Below are 26,877 nucleotides of genomic sequence, written 5' to 3' on the forward strand. Positions count from 1 at the left end.
GCTAGGATGGTGATTTTTATGAAGCAAAAAAAAATTACGATAATTCTTACTTCTATATTAGTAATTTTGTTTATATCACTTTTTATAGTTCAACATATAATGTTTTATGTGGGTAATCCAACTTTTCCTAATATGATAGAGGAAGTAATAACATACTCCTCTAAAAATCAATGGGATAAGGCTGATGAAACCTTAACAAAAGTTGAAGAAAAATGGAATAAAGCTCAGACATTAATTGCTATTAAGTATGCAGATCAGGATTATTCATTTTTAAAGATTGGAATTTCTAGGTTAAGAGGTGCAATTAATACAAAAGACAGGTATGGTGCTCAACGTGAAGGAAAAGCATGCATTTTGCTTTTCAAAAATATAACGTCAGTTTCACCTAATCCATAGAAAGGATGATTACAAATGATTGCGTTATTAGTGTATATAATAAGATGTTTTGTCATGATTATTACAACATGGCTAATTTGTAACTTTATAGGAAAAAAATCATTAGCTCAATTTACGCCATATGATGTTGCAATTCTCTTCATTATTTCTAATGTTATATCTCAGCCACTTGTAAATAAAGATTTATTTAAAACGGCTTTAGGTGTAATAATTCTGGCTGTAGGAATACTTATAATATCACGATTATCACTATTTCGTAAATTTTATGGAGTAGATGGGATGCCAAGTGTTATAATAGCAAATGGAAAACTTATTAAAAATGAACTTAAGAGAAATCACTTAAACATATATACTCTTTTATCTATGTTACGATTTCAAGGGTATAATAAAATTGCAGATGTAAATTATGCTATTTTAGAGCCTGGAGGACAAATATCTGTAATCCCTAAAAGTAGCTCAAGACCTCCAACAACCGAGGACATGAATCTTAATGTTCCAGATGAAGGACTTACATTTGCCGTAATTATAGATGGAAAAATAAATAAAAACATATTAACTTATGCTAAAATAAATGAGGATTGGCTTCTTCGGGAGTTACATAAAACATCCAAAGCAAAACCAAAAGATGTATTTTATGCCGAAGTTGATTCTAATAAAAAGCTTTATGTGAATCTATATAAAGATGTTTGAATAGGATTTATTATTAAAACAAATGTTTAAAGGTGGAGGAATAAAAAATTGATAAAATTGATTGTATCGGATATGGATGGAACATTACTTGGTAAAGATCATGACATATCAGAAGGAAATTTAAAAGCAATAAGAAAAGCAGAAGAAATGGGGGTGCATTTTTCAATTGCTACAGGCAGAGCATATGAAGATGTTAAGCCTTTTCTTGATAAATATAAATTAAACTGCGAATGTATAACACAAAATGGTGCAGAGTATAGAGATGAAAAGGGAACAATATTACAAGGTATTTATATAGATATAAATAAGGTTAGAGATATTTTGAACATAATGGGGGGAGAAGGTTTTACATCTGAAATATATACAGACAAAGGTTTCTACACTATTAATACTGAGGAGGAAACTTTAAAGGGAATGGCATATAGAGTCCAAACCTTTAATCCGGAAATAAAAAGTTACGAAGAAGCACTTATAAAAGCCAAAGAAAATACTCATTTCATAAATTTAAATTATATTAAGGATATAAACGAATTTTTAAATACAGACGTAAAAATAGGTAAATTTGTTGCATTTTTCAATTCAGTAGACAAGATTTCTAAATTGAAAATGAAACTTGAGGCAATAGATGGACTAGCTATCTCATCTAGTTTCATAACAAATATAGAAATAAATCATATAGAAGCTCAAAAGGGAATTATATTGGCTAAGGTTGCTAAAAAAATGGGACTAAAAAAGGAAGAAGTTATGGTAGTTGGAGATAGTTTTAACGATTGGTCAATGTTTACTGAGTTCCCAATATCCTTTGCCATGGGTAATGCAATTCCTGAAATAAAGAAAGCAGCAAAGTATGTAACGGATACAAATGATAAAGATGGAGTAGCTAAAGCTATTTACAAGGCTTTAGCTTAAACAATTATTGTTACAGTTACTCCATCATGGGTTTTTACATCGACAAGTTTTAGTCCTTTATAATCTTTTAATACATCAAAGCCAGTTTTAAGTTCCCTAAAGTTAACGCAGTCAATATATTGCCTATTTTCAGCAGGAATGTATCGTTTGGCAATTGTTGCTCCAAAACCTCCTAATCCTAGGATGGCTTTTACCAGTCCTAATGGTGCTGGTATTTTAAAACTTTTTCCATCTTTAAGCTTTATATATATTTTCAAATTTATTCTTCCTTTCATTAATAAAGGGAAACCTTTATTCTATAGAAACTTCCACTATATCGCCATTGCTACTTTTTACATCCACTATTTTACCTTCAAGTCCAGAGTCAATGGATTCCATGATCATTTTTACATCTATGCCATCTGCTTCTGAAATTCCAGGAATTTTAATGTTATTAACGGCATTGCCTATAGACTTTAAAAATTTAACTGGCACATTAACATTTACAACGTCCTTTGTAGCTGAAAACACTCGCACTTTTAGCATTTTTTCTGAATTTTCAGATACAGGTAATTGTTGTAAAGTATTGTTTGTTTTATTTATAGCTTCAATTAGTTCACTAGCTTTATCTAAATCGATTTTTCCATCTTCAACCATTTTTAAGATTCTTTTTATTTCTTCTTTCATTTCAAAATCAATCCTTTCAAATTTAGTTTTCTTTTATCATATTTACGGCTTGTTCGGCAGATATCTCGCCTTTCTCAAGCATGTCTAATACTTCTTTGTTAGTCACTGTGGATTTTTTTACATCAACATAACCAAGAGCAGAAAGAACATCATCCAGTTTAGCCCTTACAGTAGGGTATGAAACACCAAGTTCTTTTTCTACATCTTTAATATTACCTCTGCATTTTAAAAAAACTTCTATAAAATTAAGATGCTCTTTACCTAAACTTTCGAACTTAGAAAACTCAAAGTCATTTTCAATAACAGTACCGCACTTATTACATTTAAGTTTGGTGATTTTAAGTTTTTCATTACATATAGGACATTTGATTAGGACTTTATACCCCATAGACAACAGCTCCTTTTCTATGTTTTTATTATAATGCAATATTTTAAATAAATCAATAATAAAATTAAATAATTAAATTATTATATTAACAATACTTAATATAATAAAATTGATAATTAATTATATTAAGAAACGTAGAAGTTTTATAATGTTTTTACTCAATTTAAATAAGTAGTAAAACAAAAAATATTAAAAATAAAATAAAGATGTAATGTAGTATAATAGGAATGAATTAGAGGTGTAGAATATGAATAAAACAATTGGAATATTAGCTCACGTAGATGCAGGCAAAACTACTTTTGCAGAGCAAATTTTATATCATACAAAAAGTATTAAAAATAGAGGTAGAGTTGATCATAAAAATTCTTTTTTAGATAGTCATGATATAGAAAAGGAACGAGGAATTACAGTTTTCTCCGATCAGGCAGTTTTTCATTATAATGACTCAACTTATTATTTAATAGATACCCCCGGTCATGTGGATTTTTCTTCAGAAATGGAGAGATCAATTAAAGTAATGGACTATGCTATTCTTATAATAAGTGGAGTTGAGGGTATTCAAGGGCAAACTGAATTAGTATGGGAATTACTTAGAAAATATAAAGTTCCAATTTTTTTCTTTATTAATAAAACAGATAGGGTTGGAGCAAATATAGAGGCTGTAGTTGAAGAAATAAAATCAAACTTTACAAGAGATGTATGCTTTATTACAGATTCTTTTAAAGATGAAGAAATGGATTTAGAACTTACAGAGTTTATTGCCGAAAAAGATGATATGCTTTTTCAAAAGTATTTAGAAGAAGGTTATGAGAAAGACGTATGGCTTTATAATATGAAAAAAATGATTATAGAAAACAAAATTTTCCCTTGTCTAAGTGGCTCAGCGCTTCAAGATGTTGGAATAGAAAACTTTTTAGAAAAGCTAGATATGCTAACAACTACAAATTATTATGCTGGAGAAGAATTTAGTGGAATAGTATATAAAATACGTCATGATGATGGGGGAAATAGATTAACCTACATAAAAGCATTAACTGGAACTTTAAAAGTTAAAGATGAAATACATATAGGAAATGAAGAAAATAATGTTTATGAAAAAATCAATCAAATAAGAATTTATAATGGTGATAAATTTAAAAATGTAGATGGGATTTCTGCAGGTGAAATTTTCGCGGCTTCAGGACTAAAAAATGCTTTAATAGGTGATGGTGTTGGCAGCTTAAAACAGAAAACTTATAATAATATGGTTACATTACTTAAATCAAAAGTAATATTTGATGACAGTTTAAAAGTACAGGATGTTTTAAAATATTTTAAAATTTTAGAACTAGAAGATCCAGCATTAAACGTAACATGGGAGGAAGAAAACCAAGAGATACAAATTAATGTAATGGGAACTGTTCAATTAGAAGTTTTAAAACAACTTGTAGAAGATAGATTTAATTTAAGAATAAATTTTGGACCTTGCGAAATTGCTTATAAAGAGACTATTTTACAAGGGACAGCAGGTTATGGACATTTTGAACCGCTTAGACATTATGCAGAAGTACATCTTAAGCTTGAACCAGGAGAAAGAGATAGTGGAATTGTGTTTAAAAGCTTGTGTCATTCAGATAATTTAACTATTGGTAATCAGAATTTAGTTAAAACTCATATATATGAAAAAGAACATCATGGCATATTAACAGGGTCACCTATAACTGATTTGAAAATCACACTATTAACAGGAAGAGATCACAACAAACATACTAGTGGAGGAGATTTTAGGGAAGCAACCTTAAGGGCACTTAGGCAAGGCTTAGAGAGTACAGAAAATGCTTTGTTGGAGCCATATTATAATTTTAAAATGGAAGCAGACTTGGATTATATGGGAAGAATTTTATCAGATATACAAAAATTAAATGGTTTCTTTGAGCCCATGCAAACAATTAATAATAAGGTTATTATAACAGGAAAAGGTCCTGTAGCTACATTTATGGATTACAGCAAGGAATTTACAGCATTCACAAAAGGCAAAGGAAAGTTAAGTTTTAGTTTTTCTGGATACGACATTTGTCACAATTCAGAAGAGGTAATTAACAAAATAGGTTATGATAAAAATGCAGATATAAATTATACCTCTACTTCAATCTTTTGTTCAAAAGGGGAGGGATTTTTAGTTAGTGGAGCTGAAGCAAAAGCTTACATGCATTGCTTGTAGTATAATTGCATAAAGGTAATTTTAATATTTATAAATGCAGGGAGGATAAAAAATGCCAAGACCAGTTAAGTTCCGAAGAGTTGAGAATTTACCCCAATATACATACTTTATACCAGCAGGCAGAAGAAAGTGTGAAATAGAGGATATAATAATTAAAGTTGAAGAACTTGAAGCAATGAGACTTAAAGATATTGAAGAATTAAATCAAGAAGAATGTGCTAAAAGAATGCATGTTTCAAGACAAACGTTTCAAAATATAATTGATAGTGCGAGAAAAAAGATTGCGACTGCTATTATAGAAGGAAAAGGAATAAATATAAGTGGTGGAAATTATACAAGAAATGTATGTGAATTTAAATGTAGAGATTGTGGAAATGTATATGAAATAAAATATGAAGAAGACAGAAGCGTATGCCCGATATGTGGATCTGAAAAAGTAATTTGCAGTAAAAAAGATAATTTTTGCAGTAAATCATGCAAGAAATTAACTAAAAGCAAGTAATTTCTAATATAATCACAAAAGTACCAATTGCGTTAAGATACAATTGATACTTTGTTATTGGCATTTGACAATAATAAATGCCTGCTATATAATATAAATAGCATATGACAATAAAAAATGGAGGAGATAATATGAAAATAGCAATACCTAATAACGGAGATATGGTAAATCAACATTTTGGAAAGAGTGAGAGTTTTATTATTGCATCAGTAGAAGACAAGAAAATTATAGAAATTGAAAAAATATCTGCTGTAGAGTTTGCACATCAGCATCAGGGATTATCAGAGTTACTTGTAAAACATGGAGCAAATGTAGTTATAACTGGAGGTATAGGCAACGGTGCACTTTCAGGTTTACAGCAAAATGGTCTTAAGGTAATAAAAGGGGCAGCAGGTCAATATACAAAAGTTATTGAAGAGTATATTAATGGAAAATTAGAAGATAAAAATGTAGTTTGTAATCATCATGGAGAACATAATAATCATTAATAGACGTGGGCAGAGTAAGCTCACAAATTATAAATTATTGGATAAAACTGATTGCATGTCTTTTTTATTTAGTGCATAATAAGTTTCTAATATACTAATGTTAAAATTTGGAGGCAATAAATATGTTTTCTATTTTCGAAAAAAACAATTTTAATTCAATAAGTGTTCATGATTTAGATGGTAAGCTAGGAAAGATTAATTTAATAGATGTTAGGGAAAGTTATGAATTCCAAGGTGGTCATATACCAACAGCTAAAAATGTACCTATGAGTGTGATTTTAACGGATCCAGAAAAGTACATTAATAAATCAAAGGAATATCACATAGTGTGTCAATCAGGAGCAAGAAGCGCAAAAACTTGTAAAGAACTATCTAGTCAAGGATATAATGTTGTGAATATTTCAGGAGGGACAGGATCGTATATTTTACCATTAGAAAGATAAAATATATACAAATGCAATAATTTATTAAATGTATACGGCATAAAAAAGGAAAAATTGATGGATTCTATAGATATAGTTCCAGTAGAAGTTTTGGAACTTATAAATAAACAAGCAGAGGGATATGCCTACATAAGACCATAAATAGTCTGTTATATCTCAAAGTAGTCTTTTAATTTTTTTACGTTGGTTCTACTTATAGGTATTTCAGACTTTTCATTATCAGCCATAACTAATTTATAACTTCCATTAAACCAAGAATAAAATTCCTTTACGTTGTCCATATTTACAAGATAACTTCTATGACATCTAAAGAAATTTGTTTTACATTGTATTTGGCATAGGGTATATCCAACTATATATTTATTATTTTGTGTTTTCACATAGGTTTTCTCGTTTTCTATAAAAAAATAATAAATGTCTTTTAAATCAACTAGTATTATTTTACCTTTTCGTTCACAAGGTACTTTTTTAAGTAGTTTTTTATCCTTGTCTATTTTATCAATTATTGTATTCAACATATTAGGTATTTTTTCAGTTTGTATTCTTGTTTTATTCCATTTATCAATGATTCTGTTTATAGTAATATTTATTCGACTTTCATCAAAAGGTTTAAGTACATAATCAAGAACATACATTTCAAAAGCTTGTACAGCATATTTTGCATATGCTGTTACAAATATTATATCAATAGGATAATTAAAATCTTTTATAATTTTGGCTACTTCAATTCCATTTTTTACAGGCATATTTATATCTATGAATACAACATTAGGTTTTTGTTTTTTTGTTAGTTCAATGCCTGTGTCACCATCATAAGCTACCCCAACCACAGACATATTTTTGTGCTTTGATAGTATATATTTTAATTCTTCAGCGGAAGGAAATTCGTCTTCTATAATAACACATTTTACCATATCCATTTGTTAATGAAGTCCCCCTTTTTTATATAAAAATAACTTTATATTTATTAATAATTAAATTATATAACAAATGCGAAGTGATTGAAAATGTTAAACAAGCACAAATTTCTACTATTCATCCACTTTTTTTACCCGTTTACCCCAAATAAGTACAAAACTAAAAGAATTAAATTTATAATAAAGTGAAACTTGCACTTAAGCTATTTATGTGTAAACGATTTGATAATTAATTAACAATCATATTTAAAAAAGGGGGTTTTTATATGAATTCTATAGTTCTTGTAATAATAGCACTTTTAGTTTTGGCATTAGGCTATAGGTTTTACGGCTGTTTTATAGCAGCAAAAGTTTTAGCATTAGATGAGACAAGAGAAGTTCCAGCTAAAAAATTTGAAGATGGACATGACTATTTACCTACAAATAAATGGGTGCTTCTAGGACAGCACTTTGCGGCAATAGCTGGTGCGGGACCACTTATTGGTCCTGTCTTAGCAGCTCAGTTTGGATATCTTCCAGGCACACTTTGGATTTTAATTGGTGGCGTATTAGCAGGTGCAGTTCATGATATAGTTATATTATTTGCATCTGTTAGGCAAGATGGAGAAACTATTGCTGAAATTGCTAGAAAAAATCTTGGTAATAGGATGGGGTATATAACATCAATTTCAGTTATATTTATATTAATAATAACTATGGCTGGGCTTGGGCTTCCTATAGTTAACTCTCTTGCCAGCAGTCCTTGGGGTACTTTCACAGTAGGTTTCACTATTCCGGTATCAATATTCATAGGAATTTATCTTAAATTTATAAGACCTGGTAAAATAGGTGAAGGTACTGTAATAGGGATGCTTCTAATATTTGCAGGAGTTATTTTAGGACCAGTTATACAACATTCAGCGCTTGCCCCATATCTTACATTTAACATAAAGCAAATATCACTTATACTTGCTATATATGGGTTCTGTGGAGCTGTGCTTCCTGTGTGGTTATTGTTGTTGCCAAGAGGATACCTAAGCACTTATATGAAAGTTGGCGTTATGTTAATACTTGTAGTAGGAATTGTATTAGTCAGACCAACTATTCAAATGCCTGCTGTTACTAAATTTGTAAATGGTGGTGGACCTATAGTTCCGGGAAAGGTATTCCCATTTATATTTATAACTATAGCTTGTGGTGCATTATCGGGTTTTCACTCACTAATAAGTACAGGAACTTCACCTAAACTTATATCGAATGAAAAAGATATATTACCTGTTGGATATGGTTCAATGATTATAGAATCTTTTATAGCGTTGATGGCATTGATAGCAGCAACATGTCTTCCAACTTCGGATTACTTTGCAATAAACTCAGCACCAGCTTTATTTGCAAAATTAGGTATGGTTCCAAAAGAACTTCCAATGTTGTCACATTTGGTTGGAGAACAGTTAGCTGGTAGAACTGGTGGATCTGTTTCTCTTGCAGTAGGTATGTCCTATGTATTTTATAAAATTCCGGGCTTAAAAGGATTAATGTCTTACTGGTATCATTTTTGCATAATGTTTGAAGCATTATTTATACTTACAACTATAGATTCAGGAACAAGAATAGGAAGATATTTATTTCAAGACTTGTTCGGAAAATTTTATAAACCATTTAAAAAGAAGGATTCTTGGTTTAATATAATATTTTTTAGTTTTCTTATGACATTCTGTTGGGGTTATTTATTGTATACAGGTAATATATCAACCATATGGCCATTATTTGGTGTAGCAAATCAAAGTTTAGCAGGTATAACTTTTGCTATAGGTACCTCAGTACTTATACGAATGGGGAAGAAAAAATATATACTTATTACCATATTGCCTATGATACTTATAAGTGTAGCTACTTTTACAGCATCAATTGAAAACATTACTGATAATTATATACCAAACCATAAAACAACACTTACAGTTTTATCTATAATCCTTATAGTTATATTGGCAGTTATACTCTTTGAAAGTATAAGGCATTGGATTTCTGATTTAAAATCAGAAGAATATAACAAATCATCAAAAAGTACTATGTCATAACTTGCTTCTGTCAATAAAAATATATATTGACATATTACGGAAATGAAAGTATAATTACGATAATAAAGATAACAAATTTGAATACTTGGTTATAATGTTTGCGGTTGACTAGGAAAACTGGAGACCCTGTCTAATTTCTATTTTAGAATTAGACAGGGTCTTTTAGTATTATAAAAGGTTGTGATAATTAATGGTTGAAAATGTTTCTCTAAAGGTATACGGAATGACCTGTACTTTATGCTCCATGGAAATAGAAGCTACTCTTATCAAAAGAGAAGGGGTTAATAAAATAAATGTTAGTTATGCCACTGAAAATGCACGAATGGAATATGATAATGAAAAGATAAAGTTAGAGGATATTAAAAAATCCATAGAGAAATTAGGATTTTCTACAAAAGAAAATAGTGAAAATCAATTAGATGCAGATGTTATTGAAAGACGTAAACTTAGAAATAGCTTAATATGGTCTATTATATTCAGTTTGCCTCTATTACTGGCAATGATATTAGGAAGTGCAGGCTTTTGTTGTCCTCAATTTGATCCTAATTCCATAACTAAATATGGGAAATTTATTACTGAAATACGTTTTAAGGCTAATATTCTTCACAATTGGAAATTTCAAATAATATTAGCCTCGCTTACACAATTTACAGTAGGATTTAAATTTTATAAAAATGCATTTTATGCTATAAAAGCAAAACACCTCAATATGGATGTGCTAGTTGTTATAGGTACTTCTGCTGCATATTTTTATAGTGTTTACATATCATTTTTCCAAACAATTAGTTACACCCTAGGAATGAGTAATATATATTTTGAAGCGTCTAGTATAATTATTACTCTTGTATTACTAGGCAAATATTTAGAATCCATAGCAAAAAATAAAACTTCAAAAGCCATAGGTGATTTAGTTAAGCTAAATCCCAAATATGTTAGGGTATTAAAAAACAATATTGAGCAAACAATTGCTACTGAAAAAGTAGTTGAAGGAGATATTGTAGTTGTAAAACCTGGCGAAAAAATATCTGTTGATGGTGTAATAATTGACGGATACTCTACAGTTGATGAATCAATGCTTACAGGTGAGAGCATTCCAGTTAACAAAAAAGTCAATGATATCGTAATAGGAGCTTCAATTAATAAAAATGGTACTTTTAAATTTAAAGTAACTAAAATAGGAGAAAACACTGTACTTTCCAGCATAATAAAATTAGTTACTGAAGCACAGGAAAGCAAAGCACCTATAGAAAAAATAGTGGATAGAGTTGCCTCATTTTTTGTACCAACAATATTATTAATAGCTGCTTTAACTTTTTCTATATGGTTTTTCTTTATTTATGATATGCAGACTTATATTATAGATAGGCCAATAATTTTTGCGGTTTCTGTACTTGTAGTTTCATGCCCATGTGCACTTGGACTTGCAACACCCACAGCCATAATGGTTGGAATGGGCAAAGGTGCTGAAAGTGGAATACTAATAAAAAATGGTGAAATTCTGCAAAAATTATGTAAGGTCGACACAATTGTTTTTGATAAGACAGGAACAATTACTGAAGGTAATTTTCAAGTTAATGATATAGTTTGGTTTGAAAAAGAAGATATAAATAGTGATTCATTACTAGAACTTATAGCAATTGCCGAAAAACAATCAGAACATCCTATTGGCACTGCTATATACAAATTTGTATTAAAAAAATTTAATCATGAAATAGACTATCCAGAGGGCTTTGAGGTATTACCAGGTAAAGGCATTGCAGCTATTTATAAGAACAACAATATAATTATTGGAAATATAGAGTTTTTAAAAGAAAAGAAAATTGATATTAACATATTAGATAAATTCAATAAAAAAACTGTCACATCTGTATTAGTTGCAATTAATAATAAGTTAGTTGCTTCAATTATATTGTCAGATAAGATTAAAAATGGTGCTGGAAAATCAATTGAATTATTAGGAAAAATGGGAATTGAGCTCCACATGATTACTGGAGATAATGAAGAAAGTGCTATGAAAGTTGCTAACAAAGTTGGGATAAAAAATGTGATTTCGAGAGTTCATCCAAGACACAAAGCAGATGAAATAACAAAGCTTAAAGATCAAGGTAAAATTGTGGCAATGGTTGGTGATGGAATTAATGATGCACCAGCGCTTGCGGCAGCAGATATAGGATTTGCCATGGGGACAGGAACAGATATAGCTATTGAAACTGGTGATATTGTATTACTTTCAGGAGAACTAGAAGCTGTTTCTTTAGCAATAAAACTATCCAAGGAAACTTTCAAAAAGATAAAACAAAATTTGTTTTGGGCTTTTTGTTATAATGCAGTAGCTATTCCAATTGCAGCAACAGGTCATTTAAACCCTGTAATTGGAGCCCTAGTAATGTCCTTTAGTTCATTATCTGTTTTATTAAATTCATTAAGTTTAAAGCTAAAAATTTTTTCATATACAGAAATTTAAAATTAAAAATTAATAGGGGTGAAATTTTATGAAAAAACTCAGACAAATCATTGCCGTATTATTGATTGTAGCAACTTCAGTATCTATAACGGCCTGCCAGAATAACAATACTTCTTCAAATTCCGGAAATACAAAATATAAATATGGAAAATTGAAAATCCAGGCATTAGGAGGAGGTGCTTGTGGTGCACCATCATATATTGCTTATGAAAAAGGATTTTTTGCTAAGGAAGGCCTTGACGTACAACTAGTAAGTGGAACTTTAGATGAAGACAAAACTGGTCTTTCAACTGGCGAATTTACTGTAACAAATGGTGACTTTCAATGGTTTCCTTCAATTCAACAGGGAATGGACCTAAAAATTATAGGAGGACTTCATAAGGGATGTATAAAGGTAGTAGTTCCTCCAAACTCATCAATTAAATCTGGAAAAGATCTTAAAGGAAAGAAAATTGGTGTAGATGAGGTAGGTGGAACACCTATGTCTGTTACAACAGTACTTTTATCCAAATACGGGATTAATCCTCAGACTGATGTTACATGGAAACCATATCCACTTGATCAATTAACTCAAGCTGTTAGTAAAGGTGAAGTTGATGCATTTGCAGCCTGGGATCCATACGGAACTTTAGCTGTAAATCAACATGGTTACAAGGTGTTATCAGACATTTCAACAGATCCTCTTTTTGCTGGTAGAAGTTGCTGCTTTTTGTATGCTTCTCAAAAACAAATAGATAAAAATCCAGGTAAAGTTGCAGCTATTGCTAGAGCATACAAAGAAGCAGACCAATGGATACAAAAAAATCCTGAAGAAGCCGCAAAAATAGAAATTGATAAAAAATATGTTGCAACTACAGATTTAAAACTTGTTACATCAATGCTTAAATCCTACGACTATGTTTACACTACTAGTGCAGCTAAAGATGATATTAAATATTTTGTAAAAAAATTCAGAACTACAGGATTCTTAAAGAGTGATACGGACCCAGATGAGTTCGCAAATAAAGTTTATTATGACGTATTTAAGAAATAAGTGGATTAAAGTATTTTTAAGGGGTGTGATTAAACGTGAGTTTATCGGATAAAAGTATACAAAGCAATATAGAACCTATAAGTCTTAAGAATAAAGGTAAACAAGTTACCATAAATAAAAAGTTTACAGCTTGGCCAATACTGCAGATAGTTTCTTATGTATTAGTTCTTGGCGTTAGCATTTTTATTCCTCAAGAACAGTCAGTAAATTTGAAACCATATCAAATATTCTTATCATTTTTAATTATATTTTTTATTGGAACTTATATATTGTCATCTTTTAATAAAGACATTAAGAAAAAAGTTTATTATAAAGCAAAATTATATTTTGCAATAGGTATAGTTATAGCTGTGTGGGACATTTTAACAGACAAATTAAATTTACTCCCACTACCGTTTTTCCCTAGCATTGCACAGATATTTCAAAGTATTTTTGAAGATTACCAAACACTAATAATAAGTACAGCCTATTCATTAAGACTTCTTTTTCTAGGATTTGCAATTGGAACAATTATAGGACTTGTTACAGGAGTTTTGATTGGCTGGTATCAGCAGTGGTATTATTGGTTATTTCCAGTTATTAAGGCAATAGGAATAATACCAGCAACTGCATGGATTCCAGTAGCAATGTTTATATTTCCTTCAAGTTTTTATGCTGAAGTATTTTTAATTGTGCTTTGTGTATGGTTCCCAGTAGCTTTCATGACATCCACAGGTATAGGAAATATTCATAAATCATATTTTGAAGCTGCGAGAACACTAGGCGCAAAAGAAAATTTCTTAATATTTAAAATAGCTATTCCTGGTGCTATGCCATCAATATTTTCAGGAATTTATACAGGAGTAAGTATAGCTTTTGCAACACTTATTGTATCAGAAATGATAGGCGCTAAAGCAGGGCTTGGGTGGTATATTAACTGGGCAAAAGGTTGGTCAAACTATGCAAAGGTTTATGCATCTCTTATTATAATGGCAATTGTATTCTCCATTATAATGGCTATTTTATTTAGAATAAGGGATAGAGTATTAATATGGCAAAAGGGGTTGTTAAAATGACATCTGAAAATATTAAAGCAGGATCAATTACTATTAAGAATATAAGCAGAAAATATATAGATGCAAATGGCAGTGAAGTTGAAGCACTTCAGAATATAAATCTTGAAATAAATCCAAGTGAATTTGTTTCATTTATAGGACCTTCAGGTTGTGGAAAAACTACATTGATGAGGCTTATTGCAGGCCTTGACAAACCCCAAGAAGGTGAAGTGCTACTTGATAATGAGGCTATAAAAGGAACAAATTATGAAAGGGGATATGTTTTTCAACAAGCAAATTTATTCCCATGGGAAACTATAGAGAATAACATTTCCGCCGGTTTAAAAGCAAGAAAAGTGTATAAGGAACAAAAAGACAAAGTATCACATTATATAAAGATTGCAGGACTACAGGGCTTTGAAAAATCATATCCACATCAGGTTTCTGGTGGTATGGCACAAAGAGCATCACTAGTTAGAGCATTAATTAACAATCCTAAAGTACTTCTTTTAGATGAACCTTTAGGTGCCTTAGATGCCTTCACTAGAATAGATTTGCAAAATAAATTACTTGAATTATGGAGGGATAGAGGAACAACAATGGTATTGGTTACTCACGATGTTGATGAAGCTATATATTTAAGTGACCGTATAGTCGTAATGTCACCTCGCCCTGGAAAAATTGAAGAAATCGTAGATGTAAAACTTTCAAGACCTAGATCAAGAAGCGATGAAAACTTTCTACATCTGCGTACAGAAATTCTTGAAAAACTTAATCTTGCAAGTGCACCAAAATCATTGGAATATTATATATAGTTAGTTGAATATGAGAGTAGAAACATTTAATTTAAAGAAATGTTTCTAGCCAATGTTTTTTTAAATGGAGATTACTCATAGAAAGCGAATCGTAAAGGATTCGCTTTTTTTATTGTCTAAATATAAAGGGATGCTTAATTGATTTTCTATTTTAAAAATTCTAGTAAATGTAAGAGGTGATAGATATTAAAATAAAAAATAACTTGAAAAAAATACGACTAAAAGAATACTTAATAGATAGCAAAACAGAGTTCTCAAAATTTTTAAGTGTTCCGCTTCAAACTTATTCAAAATGGGAGAGTGGAATTTCAACACCAACTTTACAAAAAGCATTACAAATATCTAAAAAACTTAATAAAACAGTAAATGATATATGGTTTATGGATAATATTTGAGTCTTCCATGATATGCTCTGTTGTATATAAATAATTAGCATCAGGAAAACCCATTTTTGTTTTAAATATAACTAGTATATAGACTGTCAATTAAGCAGTTAAAATCAACACTTTTAGAACTTAATTTGTACTGTATATTGTTATTTTGAGAGTAGCGTTCAGAGTATATTTAATAAGTATTTGTCACAGGTTATGTTGAATTTCATAAACTAATATAGAAATAGAGAATACTTATAATTTTGTAGTTTTTGTACATTAAGTATTTAAACTAACAAAATTATAAAATTTAATAATATTTGGAGGAGATATAATGGCTACAGATTTAAATATTCGTGTGATTAGTAATCTTGGAGATACAGAATTTTTTACTTTATATCAGCAAGATATAAATTTAAATGTTAAAAATTATAAAGTAGGTGCATGGGAAAAAGGCTATATTGCTCCAGGAGCACAATTCTATACAGTTTTACCTTTAAAAATTCAAGCACAAGGTAGAGTTGAAGAAAGTGATGGAATTTATAAAACAAAATTAGTAGATGTTGATTATAATCAAAGATATGACATTTTTAACAATTCTGAAGGTATTGATATAGAACGATCTGATTTAAGGCCACCTGTAGACAATACTATGAGTGTTTACAATGTAACAGATTCACGAGTGCAGGCTGTTGTTTTAAAAGATTCAAAGCCACTTTTTTCGGCTGATATAAGACCAGACAACAAATTGAATTTTGCAATAATGCCTTCAATATATGTTGCTATATGTGATTATGCCATAGAACAGGAGTTTTTTGATGCGGCTTCCTTGTCACCCCTTACTAGAATAAATTTTGAAGGTCAAAGTTATCTAACTATAACTTTAGGAGAAAATATTAGTACTGGTAAATTTGAAATAAATTATAATTTTGATTTATTTGATTTGTCTACTGTAACCTATTAGTTTATAGTATTTTTTATGTTGTAGCTTAAGAGTATGATAACAGTTATTAATAAAATATATCATGTTATAAAATTGTTATCATACTCTATTTTAAATAAGATGGAGGGATTAAAATGACATGGACTTTAGCAGGAAAAGTTATAGCACCACCAATTGTAAGAGATAATACTGATGTAGAAATCAGTTTTGATGAATTTATCATGGTGGGAGAAATAGCAACTACAATTATAAATACTTATATACTACTAAACACTAATGCTAATTATGCAGGAATCAGGGGATTACTCCAAGCTTCACATGATATTTATATGCATGATAGAAATTCAGAACATTCCTATATTAGAATAAACTATAATGTGCTACAAAATGAGAATAGTCCCATTATTATAGATGCTCAAACAGTGGATTAAAAAAGTATTGTTTATTAACATTATCATGTTTTTTATTTACAGTTATCTAACAAAGGAGATGCACCAAAAATTTTATCTTTAAAATCCTTTAAAGAAAAATCTAAATAAGTTACATTAAACAAATCGCTTTTAACTTGTTTAATGGGAAGTGTAGGTCTAATTATGACAACGGTAGGAAATATATCGTTGCCATATTCTTTATACTTAGACTGCATAAACCCAGTTTTAAATATAGATTCAAATCTTTTAAGACCACTGTAATGATAATAATCAACTTCTACAAATATTGGATAAAATTTATTATTATAGCTACATTCAATAAGTGCATCGATTCTGTAATTATTTTCTCTAGTACTAACAATAAATTCTTTTTTAAAGTATTTTATTTCAATGCCTTCATTAACTAGTTCAGCATATATATCTAATAATTTCAAACTATCCGTTGAAAGTCTTTTATTAATATAATAAATACAATTACTACGATTATTTTCTCTATATCTTTTAATAAACTTATTTTCGTACAATAATTTAAGCCTTTTTCTTGCCATTTGATATCTTTCTTTGTTATTAGTATAAAAAATTTTTGCAATTTGATTTATTGTTGAGGATTTATAATATTCTATAAATCTTAATATGTCTTTATCTCTATCAGTTAATATCATATAATTTATCCTCCATATATAAATACCTTAGGTGGTTTAATTATATGCTCTCTAGTATATAAAATTGCTTGTCCTAAATTAATTTGTGTAAAAACTATATTTATAAAAAACTTTTAATGTTTCTATTTTATAATTATATGTTTTTATTGAAACTTCATACTTAGTGATTTACACTTTAATTATGTCATAACAAAATTATCAAATGGAGGGTTAGTATGATAAGAACTATGGAATTTAAAGACATAAGTGAAATACAGGAAATAGATAAAATGTGCTTTAAAGCTGATGATAAAAGATCAACTGAAGGAATTGAAGGCTATATAAGACAAAATTTAAGCATTGTATACGAAATTAATGATAAAGTGGTTGGCTATAATTTTATACATCAATGTGGTTCTTTTGGATGGTTTGGTTCCTTTGGAGTTCACCCTAAATTCCAAGGAAAAGGAATTGGAAAAGCTTTAATAGTGGAAACAATAAAAATTTTAAAAGAGGATCAGAAAGTTTCTACCATTGGACTTAATACCATGCCTGAATCACAATACAATGTTGGATTTTATATGAGTCTTGGCTTTACTCCGCATAAACTTTCATTAAATTTAGTGAAGCATATCAATTCTCTTAAAGTTTTAGAAGGTCCTAGTAGCTACAATTTGGAACAATTAGATATAAGTAAAGAGACAAATTATTTACACTTAAAAAATAGCTTAAGAGAAATGTCTAATAAAATATTTAATGATTTGATTTAACCTCGGAGCTTAACTTAATAAAATATAAAAACTTTGGGATTGTATTCACATTAAAAGATAATAACAAAATTCATGGAATTGTAATATGCCACACAAAACCAATGAGGGGAGCTACCACAAAAAATTTGCATATAAGATTAGTTATAATAGATGCTGCTGCAGATTATAATACAGCTATGGATTCAATTTTATATAAGTGTATAAACTATGCTAACAATATAAATTATGAAAGTATATCAATAGATTGCAATACTTATAACACAGATATGTGCAGATATTTAATTTCAAACCATAATTTTAAAATACAAAAAAACCAAGTTATGTTGCTTATGGGTGACGATAATCCATTTGTAAATGATAAAGCCATATTACTAATGAGGTTCTCTGGATAAAAAACATTAGAGTACATTTTAAAGAGTAGATTGGAGTGTGTCTTATGGAAAGATTTTTAATAAAGGTATGCGGAAGAGTTCAAGGGGTAGGTTTTAGATATTTTGCACAATATACAGCAAGCACTTATAATATAACTGGACTAGTAAAAAATTGTGATGATGGTACAGTTAGAATGGAAGTACAAGGGGAAATTAAGGTTATTAATGAATTTTTATCACAAATAAGAAAAGGAAATAGATTTGTAAGAGTAGAAGAAATGGCTATTAAAAAAATTTCAATTGTAGATAATGAAAGAGGTTTTAAAATAAAATAGAAGAGGTGACAAGATGCCTATTGATATGAAGCAAAACATAAAAGAAATAAAAATAACTAATGTTATTTCAAAGACGGCCGAAGTAGTAGCAGTGATTAACATCTTAGCAGATAGAAAACATCATGAATACATAAAAACGTGGATAGATGAAACATATTCAAAACTTTCTTTAAGTAGTACAGAAATGCTAAGATTAATTTCTAAACTGCCATATCAGGGAATTGAATTTTTTGAAATAATCTTAGACATTAGGGTTTTTAATGATATAAAATTTCTTTCTGAAAAAATTTTGAATTATGAAGATATACAGTTTATATACATACTTACTGGTGGACAAATTGACATTGAAAAAATAAACAAAATAAGAGAAGATAAAGAAGAGTTTGAAAAATTTATAGATAATATGCCTTGGCTATATAGAGGAAGTAGGGAACTATACGAGTGTATTATAAATGATACTAAGAAATTTAAGCTAAATCTAATAAAATTAATTTCTGAAGTAGTAAGTCCATTGTTTGAAAAGAAGTTTGATGCTTTGAGTAGAGATTATGAAGAGGCACTAAAGGATATGGATAATAAGCTAAAAAAACATACACCAATTCACCTTGCAAATTACATTATGAACAAGACTGTAGATGAAAATTCTGAAATTCGTGAATATATTTTTATACCTTCTTATTTTATTAATCCTCATTATGTAATGGCTTTTAATAAATATGCAAGGTTGTTTTTATATGATATAAGGAAAGAAAATGCAGTAATAAGAAAAAAAACAGGTGAAAAGTTGAGTTCAGAATTAAAAATAATTTCAGATAAAACACGACTTGAAATTTTAAGGCTTCTTATATTTCAGCCATGTTCAGGCACAATTCTTTCTAATAGACTTAAACTCACTGGTGCCACAATTTCTCATCACATTGATTTGTTAAGATCCTTTAATCTTATAACAGAGATAAGAGATAAAAACACTAAATATTACAGTGCAAATGTTGAGGAAATAGATGAACTTATAAAAAATTTACAAAATTATTTTTATAATAAATAGGAGAAAGTACATTGATTTTGGAGACAAAACATATGTACTTTCTTCATTTTTATGAAATTAAATATTTTTTAAGTACCATGGAGGATTAAACTATATTGCTAATTAATCTTAAGAAGAGTATACTTTTTATATCTAATTAGATATTGATCTAATTAGATATAAAATTAATTGAATGGAGTAATATTTATGAGAAAAGAATTTAATAAAGAAGAACTAATTTTTTTAATTGCAATGGGACTTGTCCTAGGAATGAGAGAATTATCAATGACTATGCTAAATCCTTTTATTCGTATTTATGGATTAACACTAAAAGGAAACACTATTTTTCTATGTGGACTTGCACTTGGAATATATGGATTGACCAATGCTATTTTTCAGATTCCATATGGAATTATTAGCGATAGAAAGGGAAGAAAACCAATAATATTAATAGGTCTACTTCAGCTTATTTTAGGGTTTTTATTAAGTTATGTTACTTCTAATATCTATATATTTATATTAGCTAGAGCTCTTCAAGGTAGTGGGGCAATAATGGCAATAGCTTATTCCTGGCTTGGAGATGTTATTGACGACGATAAAAAAAGCAGGGCTATGGGAATCGCAGGTACCATTGTAGCAATAGGGGCAGTTGCAGCCTTTGGAATAGGACCGATTCTTTATAAAGCTATTTCCTTAAAAAATATGTTTTTAGGATGTGCCTTTATTTTGTTATGCGCGTGGTTTTTTATATTGCTATTTCTTAAAGAAGATAGAAAAATTGAAGATGCAGAAAAAAGTACTGGCATTTTTGAACTTCTTAAGGATAAACAATTAATAAGACTTAGTGTTTGTGGATTTATTTTTAATTACGTAATGTCTGAAATGTTTTTTTTAGTACCGACTTTTTTAGATAAAACAATTGGTGCAGGTAATATGTGGATGGTATTTACACCAGGTGTATTATGTGGAATTATATTTATGATTTTTGCTTCAAGTAGAGCTGACAATGGTCATTTTAAGCAGGTAAGTATGTTGGCCTTTGTAGTTTTAGCAATAGGTTCAGCGAGTATTGTCATTAAAACTGTTTACTTTAATACCGTCGGGGTAATACTTATCTTTTCTGGATTTATGATTCTTACATCAGGAATACCCTCAGCAGTAAACAAAATTGTACAGAAAAATAACAGGGGTAGTGCAAATGGAATACTTCAAACCCTAACTTTTTTAGGGTTTTTCGTAGGGCCAACGCTTACAGGATTTTTAATAGGCAGAATTTCAGAATGGCAACTACAGCTAATACCGATTATACTTTCGGTATTAGGTATAATATTGATTAAGAGGAATAATTAATTATTTATGCCCCTAATATTTCTATATAGATCTATCAAATCCATATGTTGAGCTTTTTTAGAATCATATTTTCCTATTTTAAATGCAAATTGCACAGAAGGTCCAATTGTTATTGCAAGAAGGAGGGTTCCAATTCCAACGGGTCCACCCATAAAAAAACCTATTATTAAAACAGTAATTTCTATAGATGCCCTTATGAGCCAAACCGGTTTATTTAGCTTTATCACAAGTCCTTCCATTAAGCCATCTCTTGGACCAGCTCCAAGTTCAACTTGCAAATAAAAATATGTAGCAATACCCATAATTACAATGGCTGATAAAAGCATTAACATTTTGCCTAGCATGCTTTCGGGTGTTTTGAATATTCCAGTATTATTAAGTAAGTCAACAAAAACTCCAATAAAAATCATGTTAAATATGCTTCCAATGCCAGGGATAACTCCAAGAAAAATTGATAAGGCTATTACACAGAAACCTACAATTTGTGCTGTGCGGCCCAAAGAAAAAAGTGAATGATTAACTATACCCATATGGAAAACATCCCAGGGGCTCATTCCAAGATTTGAATATAGTGCTAAGAGCATTGCTACAGCGAACAGAAAGAATCCCAAAAATAAAGAGGGCATTTTAAGTAATAAAGTTAACCATATGTTTCTATCCTCTTTCATATTTTATGACACCATCCAATTTTTTTATTTATATTATATCATATATATTTGAAAATATAGGGTTATATACAGAATTGATTATTTTGCTCATGGCATTCTTATTTACATAAATAATATTATGTAAACTAATAGAAATGTAAACCTTAGAACAAATGAAATTTACTTAATTTTAATACCAACTTAACAGTAGTGTAATATACTAATAAAAAAGAGAGGTGTTAAAAGTGAAAAATCTTAATATATGTATCGATATCGATGGAACAATTACGAATCCATACTTTTGGTTAGATATCGCTAATAAGTATTTCAACAAGAACATAACTATTGATGAAGTAACAGAGTATGAAATTGATAAAGTTATGGGAATAACCAGAGAAGAGTACAACGATTTTTATAGCAAAAATAAGTTAGAAATGCACAATGAGCAGATAAGTTTAAGAGAAAATGCTAAGGAAACAATAGAGGAGTTAATAAAGTTAAATAATATATATTTTGTTACTGCAAGAGATGAAGATTTGAAAATTATTACTTACTCATATTTAAAGAAAAAGAATATTCCATATGATGATGTTTTTGTTTTAGGCACTAGTTATAAAGTAGAAATGGCTAAAAAGCTGAAATGTGATGTGTTTATAGAAGACTCTTATGCAAATGCTTTGCAGCTATCAGAAAGTGGTTTTAAAGTGCTACTTATAGATACTAATTACAACAGGAAACCTTTAAATAAAAATATAATTAAAGTGTACAGCTGGAATGAAATACACGAAACAATAAAAGAAATGCAAGTGAATGAAAAAGCTCTATAGCTAAAAAGCTATAGATATAATTCCTTTTATCAATTAATAGTAAAGGTCAACCGAATAGTTTTTATTATAAAAATTTATGCTAGTATCTCAACTTAAGGATACTATTTTTTGCGTCCCAAAACATATTATACTATTGCCACTTAAACTAAGAAGACTACTTTTCTGTTATAGAAATTGGTTTATTGAATGCGTAAAGTTTTTTTGCTGTGAAATAGTAAGCAATGCCTAAGGGTATACATGAACCAATCCATGCTAATGGATTTGCAAGGGACACACCTGCAAAACCTAAATACTTTGATAAAATAATAGCTGCAAAAGTTCGCATAAATAACTCCATAATACCAGCTACAGTTGGTGCAAAACTTTGGCCTAGACCTTGAAGGCTATATCTGTAAATGAAAAGCAGGGCTAATATAAAATACATTGAGCCATTGATGTTTAAATAAACTTGAGCAAGAGATACCACTTGTGGTTGATTGTGGCCTACAAAAAGCTCTATTAGGGAGTGACCTGCTAAAATATTAAAGGCACCAACAGCGATACTAAATACTACTGATATAATACTGCATTGTTTTATGCCAACACGGATTCTTTCAATTTTATTGGCACCATAGTTTTGAGCTACAAATGTGGCCATTGTAATACCAAAAGACATCATAGGTTGAATAGCTAATATATCAATTTTTTGTGCTGCGGTATATGCGGCTACGGACACTTCACCTAAATTATTTAGTTCAAATTGAAGAATTATTGTACCCATAGCAATAATAGAAGCTTGGAAACCCATAGGAAGACCCAATTTTAAATGATCCAATAAAATTTTTTTTGTCAAATGCCAATCCTCTCTGTGTAGATTCAAAATTGGCATCTTTTTTATAATGTACACAAAACATAATATGGCGGAAATACCTTGGGATATTGTAGTGGCATAAGCAGCACCTGCAACCCCCATAGAAAATTTTAAAATAAAAACAAAATCTAAAATAATATTTAAAATACTAGCAATAACTAGGAATATAAGCGGTGTTTTACTGTTACCTAAAGCTCTTAAAACATTAGAGAATAAGTTAAATAACATTGAAACTATAATACCCCAAAAAATTATAATTATAAAATTATAAGCATCTGCTATAATTTCTTTTGGTGTATGCATCATTTCTAAAATTGGCCGTGCGAAAATAACACTTACAATAGTGAGTATTATTGTAACTAATATGCTTAGTATAATGCTTGCCACATAACTATGCCGTACACCTTGCCTATCTCCAGCTCCAAAACACTGTGCAGTGAGTATGGAAAATCCAGAAGTTAATCCTTGTGCAAAACCTAATATAAGAAAGGTAATACTTCCAGTACATCCAACTGCTGCTAAAGCGTTTACACCAATTGTACGTCCTACAATGAGAGTATCTGCCATGCTATAAAACTGCTGAAAAATGTTGCCTATAAGTAACGGTATTGTGAAATAAATAATAACTTTAGCTGGATTTCCCTTTGTTATGTCTCTTGTCATAAAAGTCCATTCCCCCCATATATTAAATGTTTAGATAATTTTAATTTATAGTTATCAATTGTACCGATTATATATTAACACTTAAAATTAACTTTATGTTAAGGTTTATTATAATTTTGTGAGTATTCATAATAATATAGTCTGTTTTTACATAGATTATCCATGTTTTCATTTTTGTAAAAAACTCTTGTTCGTGACGTTACGTAATATTGTATAATTTTAGTAAGGGGGTAAGGCACATGAAAAATAAAGAATTATTGACAGTAGGAGAGCTTGCAAAATTAATGGATACAACAGTACGGACCCTACAATATTACGATAAAGAAGGATTGCTCAAACCATCTCACAGAAGCGAAGGTGGTAGGCGCCTTTATACAAAAAAAGATATGGTACAACTTCATCAAATTTTATCTCTTAAATATTTGGGATTTTCTTTAGAAGATATCAAGAACAAGCTGATTTGCATTGATAACCCTGATGATGTTGTAGAAGCATTGAATTCTAAGGAGGAGGCTCTTAAATCTCAAATTGAAAAATTAAGCGAAGCTTTGTCTGCAGTGCAGTCTTTAAGAGATGAGGTATTAGTTATTCATGAAGTGGATTTTAATAAGTATGCTGATATAATAGCATTACTTCGCCAAAAAAATGATGGGTATTGGGTTATTAAATATTTTGACAATAAACTTATGACACACATTAGAGATAGGTTTGGAGAAAGACCTGAATTTGGTATGTCAATCTTTCAAAAATGGAAAAGTATGTGTGATGAAGTCGTCCTACTTAAAAATCAGAAGGAAACACCAGAAGGTAATAAAGGTCAAGAGCTTGCAAAGCAGTGGTGGTCATTAGTGATGGATTTCACGGGTGGTGATATGAGTATGTTGCCAGAACTTATGAAATTTAACAACAATAAACAGGCATGGACACAAGAAATGAAGAATAAACAGCTAATAGCTGATGAGTTTATAGGAAAGGCACTGGAAATATATTTTAAAAACAGTGGTGTAAAAAGTACATTTTCAGAGGAGGAGTTTAATGAGCTTAGCAATAAAAGTTGAAAATCTTATTAAAAATTATGGACAGAAAAATGTTATAAAAGGAATATCCTTTCAGGTAAACAAAGGTGAAATCTTTGCTCTTCTAGGCACAAATGGAGCGGGCAAAACCACCACACTTGAGTGTATCGAGAACATTAAAAAATACGACAGTGGAAAAATTTTGATTAATGGTAGCTTTGGGGTACAACTTCAGTCGTCCTCTCTTCCAGCTAATATAAAAGTGATTGAAGTCTATATTCTGTTTTGTAAGTGGAATAAATCAAAGGTGGATTTATCAATTTTTGAAGGTCTTGGATTGTCTGGAATAAAAGATAAACAATATTGTCAAATGTCTACAGGGCAAAAAAGACGTCTGCATCTTGCACTTGCGCTAATAGGCAATCCAGATATTATTTTTCTTGATGAACCAACTGCAGGACTTGATGTACAGGGTAGAGTTGCACTTCACCAGCAAATCCATAAACTGAAATGCAGTGGAAAAACAATCATTTTAGCAAGTCATGATATGGCTGAAGTTGAAAGTTTATGTGATAGGATAGCTATATTAAAAGAAGGCAAAATTGCATTTATTGGAACGACAGGTGAACTGACAAGTAGAATGGGAGATCAATGTAAAATTTACATCAAAACTGAAAGAACATTAGAGAAAACTGACTATGAGCAAGGATATTCAGTATTTACTTCTGAAAATATTGGTGAGACCTTACTTGAAGTGCTCGAGAGCTGCAAGAAGGCACAAAACACAGTTATTGATGTAAAAGTTGAGAGAGCAACACTTGAACAAAGATTCATGGATATAGTAAAGGAGGAAAAATAATGAATGCATTTTTATACGGAGTAGTTTTGCAGTGGAAACTTGATCTTAGAAATAAAGGAATGCTAATAACTTATTATGTAGTACCGCTTGTTTTCTTTACTTTTATGGGTGGTATTTTTACATCAATCAACCCTCACGCCAAGGAAACATTGATTCAATCTATGACGGTATTTGGTGTAACAATGGGAGCTATTTTAGGATCACCAACGCCACTTGCTTTGGTGTATGGAAGCGAAATAAAGAAGTCATATAAGGTTGGTGGCATACCTATATGGGTAGCAGCACTCAATAACTTTATCTCTGCTTTTGTTCACCTTATTATAATAAGTCTTGTTATATTTTTTATATCTCCAATAGCCTTTCATGCAAAAATGCCTTCAAATTTATATATATATTTTTTGTCTCTTGTAATTTTTATAATAACTAGCTTAGCAGTGGGTATGGTACTTGGACTAATTATTAACAGCACATCAAAGCTAACAATGGTAGCACAGCTTGTGTTTCTACCTTCAATTATGTTAGCTGGTATTATGTTTCCTGTAACAATGCTACCTAATGTACTTCAAAATGTAGGCAAGATTTTTCCTGCAACATGGGCTTTTAAACTCATGACAAGTGACATTTTTGATGCCAAACTTTTAATTCCACTTGTTATTATAATAATGTTATCAATTTGTATCAGTGGATATAAACTGTCAAAAATTATTTTAGAATAAAAAAGTAGTACTTTGTAATATAATAATCTATTTTAAACTTGATAAACACATAATATAAAAA

31 protein-coding genes are annotated in these 26,877 nt (G+C 29.8%); 24 read left to right on the top strand and 7 right to left on the bottom strand.

Annotation, left to right across the window (positions count from 1 at the left end; translation table 11 throughout):
- Window positions 1–18 precede the first annotated feature (18 nt).
- The 3 genes from B8978_RS00120 to B8978_RS00130 are packed head-to-tail and all read left to right on the top strand — an operon-like array spanning window position 19 to window position 1,995.
- Window positions 19–396, top strand: a complete 378-nt coding sequence (locus B8978_RS00120) for a DUF4363 family protein (protein ID WP_176212556.1) — start codon at window positions 19–21, stop codon at window positions 394–396.
- A 15-nt stretch (window positions 397–411) separates the two neighbouring features.
- Window positions 412–1,086 carry a DUF421 domain-containing protein gene (locus B8978_RS00125; protein ID WP_084113256.1) on the top strand — a complete coding sequence of 225 codons (675 nt, stop codon included), beginning with the start codon at window positions 412–414 and terminating at the stop codon, window positions 1,084–1,086.
- Between the two features lie 48 nt (window positions 1,087–1,134).
- Entirely contained in the window at window positions 1,135–1,995 is an 861-nt protein-coding gene (locus B8978_RS00130) for a Cof-type HAD-IIB family hydrolase (RefSeq protein ID WP_084113257.1), read from the top strand.
- Here B8978_RS00130 and B8978_RS00135 read toward each other — a convergent pair.
- Genes B8978_RS00135 through B8978_RS00145 form a run of 3 tightly spaced genes read right to left on the bottom strand, consistent with a single transcriptional unit; the run spans window position 1,992 to window position 3,049 of the window.
- Complete coding sequence (locus B8978_RS00135) at window positions 1,992–2,270, bottom strand: hypothetical protein (RefSeq protein ID WP_207651859.1); 279 nt, start codon at window positions 2,268–2,270, stop codon at window positions 1,992–1,994. The two genes, B8978_RS00130 and B8978_RS00135, sit on opposite strands and share 4 nt — an antisense overlap.
- Window positions 2,271–2,286: 16 nt before the next feature.
- Entirely contained in the window at window positions 2,287–2,661 is a 375-nt protein-coding gene (locus tag B8978_RS00140) for an SHOCT-like domain-containing protein (RefSeq protein ID WP_084113259.1), read from the bottom strand.
- 22 nt (window positions 2,662–2,683) lie between these two features.
- Window positions 2,684–3,049 carry a DUF2089 domain-containing protein gene (locus B8978_RS00145; RefSeq protein ID WP_084113260.1) on the bottom strand — a complete coding sequence of 122 codons (366 nt, stop codon included), beginning with the start codon at window positions 3,047–3,049 and terminating at the stop codon, window positions 2,684–2,686.
- Window positions 3,050–3,296: 247 nt separating this feature from the next.
- On the opposite strand from B8978_RS00145, the gene B8978_RS00150 reads away from it, so the two are divergent.
- From B8978_RS00150 to B8978_RS00165, 4 genes are all read left to right on the top strand, one after another.
- Window positions 3,297–5,249, top strand: coding sequence for a GTP-binding protein (locus B8978_RS00150; protein WP_084113261.1), 1,953 nt, complete (start codon window positions 3,297–3,299; stop codon window positions 5,247–5,249).
- A gap of 52 nt (window positions 5,250–5,301) precedes the next feature.
- Window positions 5,302–5,751, top strand: a complete 450-nt coding sequence (locus tag B8978_RS00155) for a DUF134 domain-containing protein (protein WP_084113262.1) — start codon at window positions 5,302–5,304, stop codon at window positions 5,749–5,751.
- 131 nt (window positions 5,752–5,882) lie between these two features.
- Window positions 5,883–6,239 (top strand): NifB/NifX family molybdenum-iron cluster-binding protein, encoded by a 357-nt coding sequence (locus tag B8978_RS00160; protein WP_084113263.1) that lies wholly within the window; start codon window positions 5,883–5,885, stop codon window positions 6,237–6,239.
- Window positions 6,240–6,361: 122 nt separating this feature from the next.
- Entirely contained in the window at window positions 6,362–6,682 is a 321-nt protein-coding gene (locus tag B8978_RS00165) for a rhodanese-like domain-containing protein (RefSeq protein WP_084113264.1), read from the top strand.
- Between the two features lie 149 nt (window positions 6,683–6,831).
- On the opposite strand, the gene B8978_RS00170 is transcribed toward B8978_RS00165, so the two are convergent.
- Window positions 6,832–7,602 carry a LytR/AlgR family response regulator transcription factor gene (locus B8978_RS00170; protein ID WP_084113265.1) on the bottom strand — a complete coding sequence of 257 codons (771 nt, stop codon included), beginning with the start codon at window positions 7,600–7,602 and terminating at the stop codon, window positions 6,832–6,834.
- 263 nt (window positions 7,603–7,865) lie between these two features.
- Here B8978_RS00170 and B8978_RS00175 point away from each other — a divergent pair, with 263 nt between their 5' ends.
- The 8 genes from B8978_RS00175 (at window position 7,866) to B8978_RS00210 (ending at window position 16,747) form a co-directional block, all read left to right on the top strand.
- Complete coding sequence (locus B8978_RS00175; protein WP_084113266.1) at window positions 7,866–9,656, top strand: carbon starvation CstA family protein; 1,791 nt, start codon at window positions 7,866–7,868, stop codon at window positions 9,654–9,656.
- A gap of 190 nt (window positions 9,657–9,846) precedes the next feature.
- Window positions 9,847–12,120 (top strand): heavy metal translocating P-type ATPase, encoded by a 2,274-nt coding sequence (locus B8978_RS00180; RefSeq protein WP_084113267.1) that lies wholly within the window; start codon window positions 9,847–9,849, stop codon window positions 12,118–12,120.
- A gap of 28 nt (window positions 12,121–12,148) precedes the next feature.
- Entirely contained in the window at window positions 12,149–13,153 is a 1,005-nt protein-coding gene (locus B8978_RS00185) for an ABC transporter substrate-binding protein (protein ID WP_084113268.1), read from the top strand.
- Between the two features lie 35 nt (window positions 13,154–13,188).
- Window positions 13,189–14,208, top strand: a complete 1,020-nt coding sequence (locus B8978_RS00190; RefSeq protein ID WP_084113269.1) for an ABC transporter permease — start codon at window positions 13,189–13,191, stop codon at window positions 14,206–14,208.
- Window positions 14,184–15,002 (top strand): ABC transporter ATP-binding protein, encoded by an 819-nt coding sequence (locus B8978_RS00195; protein WP_084113270.1) that lies wholly within the window; start codon window positions 14,184–14,186, stop codon window positions 15,000–15,002. The genes B8978_RS00190 and B8978_RS00195 overlap by 25 nt, the downstream gene beginning before the upstream one ends.
- 203 nt (window positions 15,003–15,205) lie before the next feature.
- A complete protein-coding gene (locus B8978_RS00200; protein WP_341435422.1) occupies window positions 15,206–15,397 on the top strand; it encodes a helix-turn-helix transcriptional regulator in 192 nt (63 codons plus the stop codon).
- Window positions 15,398–15,707: 310 nt separating this feature from the next.
- Window positions 15,708–16,337, top strand: coding sequence for a hypothetical protein (locus B8978_RS00205; RefSeq protein ID WP_084113271.1), 630 nt, complete (start codon window positions 15,708–15,710; stop codon window positions 16,335–16,337).
- Window positions 16,338–16,450: 113 nt separating this feature from the next.
- Entirely contained in the window at window positions 16,451–16,747 is a 297-nt protein-coding gene (locus B8978_RS00210; protein WP_084113272.1) for a hypothetical protein, read from the top strand.
- Between the two features lie 32 nt (window positions 16,748–16,779).
- Here B8978_RS00210 and B8978_RS00215 read toward each other — a convergent pair whose 3' ends face one another.
- On the bottom strand, window positions 16,780–17,409 hold the full coding sequence (locus B8978_RS00215) for a hypothetical protein (RefSeq protein ID WP_139795932.1): 630 nt from the start codon (window positions 17,407–17,409) through the stop codon (window positions 16,780–16,782).
- 215 nt (window positions 17,410–17,624) lie between these two features.
- On the opposite strand from B8978_RS00215, the gene B8978_RS20105 reads away from it, so the two are divergent.
- The 5 genes from B8978_RS20105 to B8978_RS00235 all read left to right on the top strand — a co-directional run bounded on the left by B8978_RS20105 (window position 17,625) and on the right by B8978_RS00235 (window position 21,238).
- On the top strand, window positions 17,625–18,158 hold the full coding sequence (locus tag B8978_RS20105; RefSeq protein ID WP_242950439.1) for a GNAT family N-acetyltransferase: 534 nt from the start codon (window positions 17,625–17,627) through the stop codon (window positions 18,156–18,158).
- A gap of 101 nt (window positions 18,159–18,259) precedes the next feature.
- Window positions 18,260–18,550, top strand: coding sequence for a hypothetical protein (locus B8978_RS20110; RefSeq protein WP_242950440.1), 291 nt, complete (start codon window positions 18,260–18,262; stop codon window positions 18,548–18,550).
- A gap of 44 nt (window positions 18,551–18,594) precedes the next feature.
- On the top strand, window positions 18,595–18,864 hold the full coding sequence (locus B8978_RS00225) for an acylphosphatase (protein ID WP_084113273.1): 270 nt from the start codon (window positions 18,595–18,597) through the stop codon (window positions 18,862–18,864).
- 13 nt (window positions 18,865–18,877) lie between these two features.
- Complete coding sequence (locus tag B8978_RS00230) at window positions 18,878–19,909, top strand: ArsR/SmtB family transcription factor (protein WP_084113274.1); 1,032 nt, start codon at window positions 18,878–18,880, stop codon at window positions 19,907–19,909.
- A gap of 186 nt (window positions 19,910–20,095) precedes the next feature.
- Window positions 20,096–21,238, top strand: coding sequence for an MFS transporter (locus tag B8978_RS00235; RefSeq protein ID WP_084113275.1), 1,143 nt, complete (start codon window positions 20,096–20,098; stop codon window positions 21,236–21,238).
- Here the strand turns inward: B8978_RS00235 and B8978_RS00240 are convergent.
- Window positions 21,235–21,906: a YczE/YyaS/YitT family protein gene (locus tag B8978_RS00240; RefSeq protein ID WP_084113276.1), complete on the bottom strand. Its 672-nt coding sequence runs from the start codon at window positions 21,904–21,906 to the stop codon at window positions 21,235–21,237. The two genes, B8978_RS00235 and B8978_RS00240, sit on opposite strands and share 4 nt — an antisense overlap.
- A gap of 224 nt (window positions 21,907–22,130) precedes the next feature.
- On the opposite strand from B8978_RS00240, the gene B8978_RS00245 reads away from it, so the two are divergent.
- Entirely contained in the window at window positions 22,131–22,712 is a 582-nt protein-coding gene (locus B8978_RS00245; protein ID WP_084113277.1) for a 5' nucleotidase, NT5C type, read from the top strand.
- 154 nt (window positions 22,713–22,866) lie between these two features.
- Here the strand turns inward: B8978_RS00245 and B8978_RS00250 are convergent, their stop codons facing one another.
- Entirely contained in the window at window positions 22,867–24,225 is a 1,359-nt protein-coding gene (locus B8978_RS00250; protein WP_084113278.1) for an MATE family efflux transporter, read from the bottom strand.
- Window positions 24,226–24,464: 239 nt separating this feature from the next.
- On the opposite strand from B8978_RS00250, the gene B8978_RS00255 reads away from it, so the two are divergent.
- Genes B8978_RS00255 through B8978_RS00265 form a run of 3 tightly spaced genes read left to right on the top strand, consistent with a single transcriptional unit; the run spans window position 24,465 to window position 26,816 of the window.
- Window positions 24,465–25,283 carry a MerR family transcriptional regulator gene (locus B8978_RS00255; RefSeq protein WP_084113279.1) on the top strand — a complete coding sequence of 273 codons (819 nt, stop codon included), beginning with the start codon at window positions 24,465–24,467 and terminating at the stop codon, window positions 25,281–25,283.
- Entirely contained in the window at window positions 25,261–26,100 is an 840-nt protein-coding gene (locus tag B8978_RS00260; RefSeq protein ID WP_084113280.1) for an ABC transporter ATP-binding protein, read from the top strand. The genes B8978_RS00255 and B8978_RS00260 overlap by 23 nt, the downstream gene beginning before the upstream one ends.
- Window positions 26,100–26,816, top strand: a complete 717-nt coding sequence (locus B8978_RS00265) for an ABC transporter permease (protein ID WP_084113281.1) — start codon at window positions 26,100–26,102, stop codon at window positions 26,814–26,816. The genes B8978_RS00260 and B8978_RS00265 overlap by 1 nt, the downstream gene beginning before the upstream one ends.
- The last annotated feature ends 61 nt before the right edge of the window (window positions 26,817–26,877 follow it).

Origin of the sequence: Clostridium acidisoli DSM 12555 (assembly GCF_900176305.1) — a bacterium.
Taxonomy (GTDB): Bacteria; Bacillota; Clostridia; order Clostridiales; family Clostridiaceae; genus Clostridium_I; species Clostridium_I acidisoli.